The sequence below is a fragment of the Pacificibacter sp. genome, from assembly GCF_039769035.1.
Taxonomy (GTDB): Bacteria; Pseudomonadota; Alphaproteobacteria; order Rhodobacterales; family Rhodobacteraceae; genus Celeribacter.
In genome coordinates, this window is record NZ_JBDMZG010000115.1 from 1 (window position 1) to 3,012 (window position 3,012).

General features: G+C 55.6%; 2 protein-coding genes and 1 pseudogene. All 3 read left to right on the forward strand.

The window, feature by feature from the left end; translation table 11 throughout:
* The first annotated feature begins 110 nt into the window (after positions 1-110).
* Positions 111-1,493 (forward strand): threonine synthase, encoded by a 1,383-nt coding sequence (gene thrC, locus ABF287_RS10580; RefSeq protein ID WP_347184978.1) that lies wholly within the window; start codon positions 111-113, stop codon positions 1,491-1,493.
* Entirely contained in the window at positions 1,490-2,749 is a 1,260-nt protein-coding gene (locus ABF287_RS10585) for a pitrilysin family protein (RefSeq protein WP_347184979.1), read from the forward strand. Before thrC ends, ABF287_RS10585 begins: the two co-directional genes overlap by 4 nt.
* Positions 2,749-3,012: pseudogene (locus ABF287_RS10590) on the forward strand (30S ribosomal protein S5 alanine N-acetyltransferase); the annotation flags it as partial. The gene ABF287_RS10585 and the pseudogene ABF287_RS10590, both read left to right, overlap by 1 nt.

Genomic DNA, 3,012 nt, shown 5'->3' on the forward strand with positions numbered 1-3,012 from the left:
GCAATTACGTGGTTTTCTCTCGCTCTTGTCTGGTTTGGGATGACACTCTTTCTCTTGTGGCGTATCAAAACCCGAACTGTTTAACGCGACCCAAAATCTGATAGGGCAACATGCGATATATTTCTACACGCGGCACTGCGCCCGCTTTGACTTTCGAACAAGCCATGCTCACCGGCCTTGCCTCTGATGGTGGCCTTTATGTGCCGGAAACGATTCCCACATTGAGCGCGGATGAGATTGCCAGCTTTGCAGGGCAATCCTATGAAGACGTGGCCTTTGCGGTGATGAAGCCGTTTATCGGCGACACCTTCACAGATGCAGAGTTCAAAGAGATCATCGCGAAATCCTACGCAGGTTTTGGCCATGATGCCCGCGCGCCACTGGTGCAACTGGGACCGAACCACTTTTTGCTTGAGCTGTTCCACGGGCCGACCTTGGCGTTCAAAGACTTCGCCATGCAACTCATCGGTCAGATGTTCCAAGCGGCTTTGTCGCGCTCTGGCAAGCGTGTGACCATCGTTGGCGCGACTTCCGGCGATACGGGTTCTGCTGCGATTGAAGCGTTCAAAGGTTTGGACAATGTCGATGTGTTCATCATGTACCCGCATGGTGGTGTGTCTGATGTGCAGCGTCGCCAAATGACCACACCGTCCGAGAGCAACGTGCATGCCATGGCCGTGGAAGGCGATTTCGACGATTGCCAAGCCGCGCTTAAAGACATGTTCGCTGACATCGACTTCCGCGACACCGTGAAGCTTGCGGCCGTCAATTCCATCAACTGGGGCCGTGTTTTGGCGCAGGTGGTGTACTACTTCACCTCTGCCGTGTCCTTGGGCGCACCGCTGCGCGACGTGTCCTTCACCGTGCCAACAGGCAACTTTGGTGACATTTTTGCGGGCTACATCGCGCAAAAAATGGGCCTGCCGATCAAAGACCTTGTGATCGCCACCAACCAAAACGACATCCTGCACCGCACCATGCAAACTGGCGCCTACACCAAAGAGGGCGTCAACCCGTCCATGTCTCCGTCAATGGATATCCAAGTGTCGTCTAACTTTGAGCGCGCTTTGTTTGATGCCTACGGACGTGACGGCAGTGCCGTTGCGCAGTTGATGGATGAACTGAAATCCGGTGAATTCAAAATCTCACAAGGCGCAATGCACAGCTTGTCCGAGACGTTCAAATCGGGCCGTGCGTCCGAGGATGAGACAACCGCGACCATTAAAAACATGCAGACACGCACTGCCGAAGTGCTTTGCCCACATTCAGCCGTTGGCGTGAAAGTCGGCGAAGAGCACCTGTCTGACGTGCCGATGATCACACTCGCGACCGCGCACCCAGCGAAATTCCCTGCAGCCGTCAAAGCGGCCTGCGGCATTCACCCTGATTTGCCCAATCACATGGCCGATCTGTTCGATCGTGATGAGCGCTTCACCGTGGTGGCCAATGATCTCGAAACTCTGAAAACTTTCGTGAAGGAGCGCCTTTCTTGAGCCTCAAAACACACCGGCTCAGCAATGGACTGCGCATCGTTACCGAACACATGCCTTCAATGGAAAGCGCGTCTATTGGCGTGTGGGTCCAAGCGGGCGGGCGTCATGAACGCCTAGAGCAAAACGGTATCGCGCATTTTTTGGAACACATGGCGTTCAAAGGCACGGCGCGGCGTAGCCCGTTGGAAATCGCGGAAGTTTTGGAAAACGTTGGCGGCTATCTCAATGCCTACACGTCGCGCGAAACCACGGCGTATTACGCGCGTGTGCTTAAAGAAGACGTGCCTCTGGCCTTGGATGTCATCGCAGATATCGTGCTGAATCCGATCTTTGATGCGCGTGAGCTCGAAGTCGAGCGCGGCGTGATTTTGCAAGAAATCGGCCAAGCGCTGGACACGCCAGACGACATCATTTTCGATTGGCTGCAAGAGGTCTCCTATCCGGGGCAAGCGATCGGACGTACGATTTTGGGCCATGAAGAGCGTGTCCGCGCCTTCACACGGGACGATCTTGCAGGATTTGTGCAAGAACACTACTCCCCTGAACGTATGGTTTTGTCCGCTGCAGGCAATGTGGATCACGACAAAATTGTGGCCGAGGCGGAAAAGCTGTTTGGCCATTTGACCCCACATGGCAGCGACAAAGCGGATCCCGCCAAATTCGTCGGCGGTGAATTTCGCAAGAACAAAGATCTTGAACAAGTGCACGTGGCGCTTTCGTTCGAAGGACCGAGTTACCGCGACGAAGGCATTTACATTGCTCAAGCCGCGAGCACGGCGCTTGGTGGCGGAATGTCGTCGCGATTGTTCCAATCTGTGCGTGAGCAAAACGGGCTTTGCTATACGATCTATGCCCAAAGTGGCGCCTATTCCGACACCGGCACCACGACGATCTATGCGGGCACCTCAGGCGCGGATGTCGCTCAGCTCACCGAATTGACGATGGATGAATTGAAACGCGCCGCCGACGATATGTCCGACGCCGAAGTCGGGCGCGCTTGTGCGCAGATTAAGGCCGGTTTGCTGATGGGATTGGAAAGCCCAGGGTCGCGCGTCGAACGCAATGCGCGGATGATCGGTATCTGGGACCGCGTGCCGTCATTGGCCGAAACGGTTCAAAAAATCGACGCCGTTACGTCGCAAGATGTGCGTCAGTTTATTGGTCAGATGGGCGCAGGCAAGGCCGCAATGGCATTGTATGGCCCCGCAGAGGCCGCTCCATCGCTGGAAGCGCTTAAAGCAAGGCTGACTGCATAATGTTTTCACGTCGCCCCAAGGTTCAGATCCAAACAGAGCGCATGACGCTTCGCTTGCCTGTCCATGGGGATTATCAAGATTGGCGGGCTTTGCGCGCGAATGGCGCAGCGTTTCTACAGCCATGGGAGCCACGTTGGTCTGCAGATCATTTGTCGCGCAAAGGGTTCACCAATCGCGTGTATTGGGCGCAACGCTCTGTGGCGGCTGAAACGGCGTTGCCCTTGTTTTTGACCCGCCGCGAAGACGGCGCGCTTTTGGGAGCC